Origin of the sequence: Geomonas sp. (genome assembly GCF_035254065.1) — a bacterium.
Lineage (GTDB): Bacteria > Desulfobacterota > Desulfuromonadia > Geobacterales > Geobacteraceae > Geomonas.
The window spans coordinates 1-6301 of the sequence record NZ_DATFBA010000056.1 but is presented as its reverse complement, the minus strand read 5'-3'; the positions used below and the strand labels follow the sequence as shown (position 1 = coordinate 6301).

7 protein-coding genes are annotated in these 6301 nt (G+C 61.4%); 4 read left to right on the top strand and 3 right to left on the bottom strand.

Annotation, left to right across the window (positions count from 1 at the left end; translation table 11 throughout):
* Window positions 1-224, bottom strand: a 224-nt coding sequence (locus tag VJ604_RS02980) for a hypothetical protein (protein ID WP_324079900.1), incomplete at its 3' end; no start/stop codon positions are given.
* A 209-nt stretch (window positions 225-433) separates the two neighbouring features.
* On the opposite strand from VJ604_RS02980, the gene VJ604_RS02975 reads away from it, so the two are divergent.
* The 3 genes from VJ604_RS02975 (at window position 434) to VJ604_RS02965 (ending at window position 2568) form a co-directional block, all read left to right on the top strand.
* Window positions 434-790 (top strand): hypothetical protein, encoded by a 357-nt coding sequence (locus VJ604_RS02975; protein WP_324079899.1) that lies wholly within the window; start codon window positions 434-436, stop codon window positions 788-790.
* 176 nt (window positions 791-966) lie between these two features.
* Complete coding sequence (locus VJ604_RS02970; RefSeq protein ID WP_324079898.1) at window positions 967-2067, top strand: phosphotransacetylase family protein; 1101 nt, start codon at window positions 967-969, stop codon at window positions 2065-2067.
* A 36-nt stretch (window positions 2068-2103) separates the two neighbouring features.
* Window positions 2104-2568 carry an NUDIX hydrolase gene (locus tag VJ604_RS02965; RefSeq protein ID WP_324079897.1) on the top strand — a complete coding sequence of 155 codons (465 nt, stop codon included), beginning with the start codon at window positions 2104-2106 and terminating at the stop codon, window positions 2566-2568.
* A 112-nt stretch (window positions 2569-2680) separates the two neighbouring features.
* Here VJ604_RS02965 and VJ604_RS02960 read toward each other — a convergent pair whose 3' ends face one another.
* Together VJ604_RS02960 and VJ604_RS02955 are read right to left on the bottom strand one after the other, a co-directional pair.
* A complete protein-coding gene (locus VJ604_RS02960) occupies window positions 2681-2815 on the bottom strand; it encodes a hypothetical protein (RefSeq protein ID WP_324079896.1) in 135 nt (44 codons plus the stop codon).
* A 264-nt stretch (window positions 2816-3079) separates the two neighbouring features.
* A complete protein-coding gene (locus VJ604_RS02955; protein WP_324079895.1) occupies window positions 3080-3712 on the bottom strand; it encodes a hypothetical protein in 633 nt (210 codons plus the stop codon).
* 539 nt (window positions 3713-4251) lie between these two features.
* On the opposite strand from VJ604_RS02955, the gene VJ604_RS02950 reads away from it, so the two are divergent.
* Window positions 4252-6177 (top strand): RCC1 domain-containing protein, encoded by a 1926-nt coding sequence (locus VJ604_RS02950; protein WP_324079894.1) that lies wholly within the window; start codon window positions 4252-4254, stop codon window positions 6175-6177.
* The last annotated feature ends 124 nt before the right edge of the window (window positions 6178-6301 follow it).

The window sequence follows — 6301 nt, the reverse complement described above, 5'->3', positions numbered from 1 at the left end:
CCATCGCCCACCCGCTTGCAGAGTCCGTGCATGGAGTCGCCGTTGGGGGTGAGGAAATCGACGGCGGCCCCTTCACGCTGGTCTTTGCACGCTGCCACGGCCTCGGGGGGAGCATCACCCTGCTGGCCCATGGAGGGAGGGGCATCGTCTGCCCACGCCTGCGTCCCCGAGAGCACCACGAAGGCCGCCAACCCCGCAAACCTCTTCAATCCGTACAAGTTCATCTCCACCTCCTGTTAGATGCGGTGTTCCCATCCTCACCTATCTCTCCCCTTGCAGCGGAAGGGACATAAAGGGGATGATAGGGGGGAACAGGGAGATCGCCTGTCAGTTAACCCATGTTAACATAACCGGAGGCCCGTAGGGCCCAAAACCAGCAGCGAGGGAGGACGCGATGCCGTTTCTGAAAAGGAAGGAAAGCCCCGACGAAAAAATGGAAAAGTATTCGGATCTCCCGCTCAACTATTACGCGGATCAGGTCCCGGACATAAATCCCCAGCTCCGCCGCCTCGACCTCCAATGGCTCGGCGAGAGCGCCCTGGAGAACCTCACCCTCATCTCGTCTGCCCTGCTGTTGGGGACAGCGGTGGGATTCCTTTTCAAGCGCAAGGTCGCCATCGCTTCCTACCTGGCGCTCGGCTTCGTGCTGCAACAGACCGTGTTGGGCGGCCGTATCTCGCGCTTTAGGCGCAGCATCAGGGAGCAGCGAAAGGATATCGAGTTGGAGCGGCGGGCGCTGAAGGCCCAGCGGGGCGACTACGGCAAGCTGGAAGTGATCGCCTTCAAGTAACTCCCCCAGCCGAATAGTGGAGCAGCCCCTTCCCTAATAACGATCCCCTCTCCGGCGCGTATACGGCTTCGCAGCCTGCGCCGGAGAGGGTTCCCCTTTACAAAATTCTCCTGACAGTCTACCGTAATGCTGGGCCGGCCTTGTTTCACGCACGGCCGGCCGGGACGGGAGACGACATGGCAAAGAAAGTGTTCGTAGCCGCCATCGAGAAGAACAGCGGCAAAACCACCACCAGCATCAGTCTGATGCACCTCGCCTCCAAGAAATACCGCAACGTCGGTTTCATCAAGCCATTTGGAGGCCACACCGTCCAGTTCCGCGGCAAGGTCATCGACAAGGACGTCGCCCTGATGGCCCAGGTCTTCGACCTGAGATGGGACCTGGAGATGATGTCCCCCGTCGTGCTCACCCCCGGCATCACGCGCCAGATCGTGGACGGCGAACTCCCCCCCGAACATTTGCAGGAGCGGATCCTGAAAGCCTACCAGACGCTGGAACGGCAGTGCGATTTCATCGTCATCGAAGGTTCCGGCCATCCCGGCGTCGGCTCCATCATGGAGATATCCAACGCCCGCATCGCGCACATGCTTCAGGCGCCGGTCCTGCTGGTGACCGGTGGCGGCCTGGGGGACGTGGTGGACCGGCTGGCGATGATCGAGGCCTATTTCGAAAAGGAACGGGTCGATCTGCGCGCCATCCTGGCCAACAAGCTGATCCCCCAGAAGCGGGAGCGGACCCTGGATTACCTGCGGCGCGCGCTGGGGCGGCGCTCCTTCCAGGTGCTGGGAGGCTTCGATTACCAGCCGGTGCTGGCCAACCCGACCCTGCGCCGGATCTCCACCGTGCTCGATCTCCCGGTGCACGGCGACCAGCGTGAACTCCAGCGCATCATCTACCGGGTGCTGGTCGCTGCCGCCTCCACCCAGCGCTTCATGGAACTGCTCAAGGAGCCGTCCCTGATCGTCGTCACCAGCAGCCGGAACGAACTGCTGGTCACCCTGGCGCACCTGTACCAGATGCCCAAGTACCATCCGCTGATCGTGGGGCTGGTCATCTCGGGAAGCATGCCGATCAACGAGATCACCCAACAGATCCTCGACAAGAGCGAGATACCCTACATCCGGGCGGAGAAGAGCATCTCCGCCGACCTCTACCAACGCATCAACAGTGACATCTCCAAGATCGTGGCCGAGGACCGGGAAAAGCTGGACCTCATCTTCTCGCTGGCCGAGAGCACCCTTGATTTCGATGCCCTGGACAGCACGTTTTCTGTATAATGCCCCGCAGTTATTCCACCCAGAGAAAGGAAAGACATGTCGACCGGTAATGATCCCCGCCACACCACCGTGGTGGGCTGCCTGGTGCGTAACGACCAGGACCAGGTGCTGCTGATCAAGCACTACAAGAGAGGGTGGGAGATTCCCCAGGGGAGAGTGGAGGAGGGAGAAAACCTGCTGGATGCCCTGCGCCGCGAGGTCCGCGAAGAGGCCGGGGTTGAGATCGAGCCGGGACCTTTGGCTGCGGTCTGGTCCATGCTGAGCCCTCCCTCGGCGGTGATCTTCACCTTTCTCGGGCGCTACCAGAGCGGGGAAGTGAACTGCAGCGACGACAGCGTGGATGCCTGCTGGTTCAGCGAAGAGCAGGCCCTGGAACTGGTGACCGGCTCGGTGATGCGCGACCGCCTGCGGGTGCTGCTCGAATACCGCGACGCCCCCCTCTACCTCGCCTACACCACCCGCCCTTATCACGTGCAGATGGAAGCCAGCCTCGGCCGCTAACCCCCAAACCCTCGGCCTTTGATACCCGGATCCCTACAGGGGAGAGAGTGGCAAAACCCACCCTCCCCCCTGCCCCTCTCCCCCAAAGGGGGCGAGGGGAGTTCATGCCACACTATCTGCGGCCGTAGTAGCCGTGGCCGTGGTGGTGCTCATAGCCACCATCGCCCCACAGAGGCACCACGATGCATCCTGACAGCATGCTCGCCATCAGCAGCATGGAAAGTACAAGCTGTAACGTCCTCCTCATCTCCTCACTCCTTTGAGAGCATGTCGTTAAGAGGGGTGAGCGGCCTCATGCTCTCCGCCGGCCGTGTCGGCCATGGTTTTGCTGCAAACTAAAAGCGCCGTGACATCGGGAGACCTGTCACGGCGCTAAGGGAATACTATTTAATTCGCCTTTCGGGAAGCCCCAGACAGGTACCGTCTATCTCCTTCCTTGTGAGATAACCATAGGCCCTAAATGAGGAGCAAATGTGGAGGCAATGAGGAAGTTCGCGCCGAATTTCCCGCGCTAAAACACCCAGATACCGGTGATCATACCGGCCTTGTAGCCGATGGAGACGGGCGCGAGCCAGGAGGGGGGATCGTTGCCGAGGAACCGCCAACCGTCCAGGATAGCCGGTGGCAGCGCAAGGAGCATGACGGAGGTCCGGGAGAGGCCGGTGGCGATGGAGGCGCTGGTGATGTCGCTCTGGGAATTGTTCTTGAGGCCGAACAGGTACACGGCGGTGATGCCGAGGTGGGCGGCGATCAGCCCTCCCGTGAAATCGGGAGCCTTGTCCCGCAGGTAGAAAGCCCCCTCCGTCACCAGCCACTGGCTCTGGAATCCGGCGGTGCTGACGTGCAGCCGGTCGGATTTCGACCTGAAGGGGGGCGAATAGGTGATGGAGGGGCCGTCATGGTGGATGTCGTACCCCTCGGTGGTAGCAACCACCACGTGCCCCAGTTCGTGGAGCGCGATACCGGAGAGCGCCCCGGCCATGAAACTCCAGTAGTTGTTGGGAACCGGGCTGATGTGATCCTCTCCCGCGAAGGCCGGCGACGGCAGGCAAAGGAGCAGGCAGAGGACGCAGGAAAGCCAGAACCGCCCCGCTCCACCCGCCGGCGATGCTCCCGCTCTCCTCACCCTGGTCGACCTTCTCATACGTCCCCCTTCCCGGCCTTCCACTTCACACTTCATCACTTCGCCACTTCATCTACTCTTTGCGACGCACGCCGACCACCCCCTCGCCCCCTTGGGGGAGAGGGCGGGGGTGAGGGCGGGCGAGGGTATTGTTACTTCCGGGCCGGCAGATTCTACCAAAACTCCGTGCAGTATGCTCATCATTTCGACAGCGCCCTCGACATCTCCTCACCAACTGCGACCATTGAACTTAAGACATTATAATTTTGACAGCGATTTCCCTTTGTCTACCATTTAAGGAAGCCGTGGCGCACGAATAAAGTGACGGCAAATCCAGAACTTGGCTTATCTATGTGATATCAGCGCAGACTTTTTCTTTCGCCCCCCATGTCGTTCCAAGAGGCCGGATTGCCTGAAGCAGCCACTGCGATACTGCGTTGGCCGCTCTGCGCCAACCGGCCTTTTCCGTTCGTATTTTCTCCGCAGATCACCGGCTCATAACGATCTCACCGTGAAGCATTGGGGGCAACAGTATGCACAGATACATTTACGTCACGGACATGACGACGAACAGCATCGCCGTCATTCAAAACACCGACAACACCTCCTTCAGAGTGGTCAAAAACCTGCGGGTGGGGGTAAGTCCCCTCGGGATAACCATCAATCGCTTCGGGACCAAGGCCTATGTAACCAACTCCGGCGACGGCACGGTCTCCTTGCTCGACACCGCCAGCAATATCGTACTCCCCACCTATATCAGGGTGGGCCCCGAACCTGCCGGCATCGCCGTCAGCCCCAACGAGGGGAAGCTCTTCGTCTCCAATTTCGGCGTCAGCATCTCGATCATCGACCTGCGCACCAACGCCATCGCCAACATCCCGGTAAGCTCATCCTGCCTGGCCTTCAGCCCGGACGGCAGCAAGGTGATCGCAGGGGGGTATGACGCCACCATCATCGATGCCGCCACCAATGCGGTAATCAAAAGGCTACCCACCGGAAGGCAGGTCCGGGATATCGCCATAAATTCCGCCGGCACCGTCGCTTTCATGGCCTGCGAAGGGATAGATGGCGGACTCATCGAACTGCAGCTCGATTCTCCCGGCTATACCATGTCCCGCTTCTTCAACGGCATCAGCCTGGCAGGGATCGCCATCAGCCCTTTCGGCAACGAAGTCTACGTTTCCGATGAACAGAACCACCAGGTGCTGGCGATAAATACCACCAGCCGGCGGATCGTCCGCAGCTACCGGGTCGGCAACAATCCCAGAGGGCTCGCCATCGACGAAACCGGCACCATGCTCTTCGTCGCCAACTACGGAAGCAACTCGGTCTCCATCATCAACCTTTCCAGGAATATGGTGAGCACGGTGAACGTGGAGAGCGGGCCGTATCGCATCGCCACCGGCGGGGCGATGGTTTCCGATGCGATCATGGGCTGGGGGTACGACACCGACGGGGAACTCGGCGACGGCACCAACGCCAACATCGTCCGGTCACCGGTAACCAGCAAGCTGGCCGGCATCCTGCAGATGGCCTGCGGCGAGAGCCACACCCTGGCACTGCACGCGGAGGGATCGGTGTTGGCGTTCGGCTCCAACGTGTTCGGCATGCTGGGGACCGGCAACACCATGAACAGCAACATCCCCACCGAGGTGCACGGCAAGGGGGGCGCACCGCTCACCGGGATAGTCGCCGTCGCCGCCGGGACCAGCCATTCCCTGGCCTTGGACTGCTATGGCGAGGTGCTGAGCTGGGGCCTCAACAGTTGCGGGCAGCTCGGCCGCCCGGTGGAGACCTACTCGCCGACTCCCACTCATGTCCCCAACCTTACCGACGTCCGCAAGATCGCCTGCGGAGAAAACCATACCCTGGCGCTCAAGCACGACGGCACCGTCTGGGCCTGGGGGTTCAACATCTTCGGCCAGCTCGGCAACGGCAACGCCGTCAACCGCGCAACCCCCATCGAGGTCCATGGCCTCTCCGATATCGTCGACATCGCGGGAGGACAGTACCACTCGGTGGCGCTCAAAAAGGACGGCACCGTCTGGGCGTGGGGGCTCAACCAGCACGGGCAGCTAGGCGACGGCACGGTGCAGGAAAAGGTACGGCCGGTCATGGTGCAGGTGCTTTCCGAGATCATCTCCATCTCCTGCGGCTCACAATCAAGCCACACGGCAGCACTCAGATCGGACGGCACGGTCTGGACCTGGGGCGCCAACCGCTTCGGTCAACTGGGGGACGGCACCGCAACCGCCAAGAACATGCCGGTGAAGGTACCACACCTCTTGAACGTGGACTCGGTGGTGCTGGGACGCAACTGCACCATCTTCCTGAAGGAGGACACCTCCGTCCTAGGCTGTGGAGACGCCCTCTTCGGCCAGCTGGGAACCGAATACTTCAGCGCGCAGAGCAGCCCGGTGGACCTCGGCATGAGAGGGGTGAGGGCCATCAGCGGCGGACCCGTCACCGTCTTTGCCCTGCGCTGATCCGCTAGCCACGAATAAATAAGCTGGATTACTGCAGAAAGCAAAGAGGGGCGCGCCCGATACGCGCCCCTCTTTGTGTGTTGCTCCCCCCCTCAGACCTCCCCGCCACCAGACCTCCCCCCCT

Coding starts and splice junctions, on each gene's coding strand:
- VJ604_RS02965 (WP_324079897.1), top strand. CDS start 2,104: ATGTCGACCGGTAATGATCCCCGCCACACCACCGTGGTGGGCTGCCTG.
- VJ604_RS02950 (WP_324079894.1), top strand. CDS start 4,252: ATGACGACGAACAGCATCGCCGTCATTCAAAACACCGACAACACCTCC.
- VJ604_RS02970 (WP_324079898.1), top strand. CDS start 967: ATGGCAAAGAAAGTGTTCGTAGCCGCCATCGAGAAGAACAGCGGCAAA.
- VJ604_RS02975 (WP_324079899.1), top strand. CDS start 434: ATGGAAAAGTATTCGGATCTCCCGCTCAACTATTACGCGGATCAGGTC.
- VJ604_RS02955 (WP_324079895.1), bottom strand. CDS start 3,712: ATGAGAAGGTCGACCAGGGTGAGGAGAGCGGGAGCATCGCCGGCGGGT.
- VJ604_RS02960 (WP_324079896.1), bottom strand. CDS start 2,815: ATGAGGAGGACGTTACAGCTTGTACTTTCCATGCTGCTGATGGCGAGC.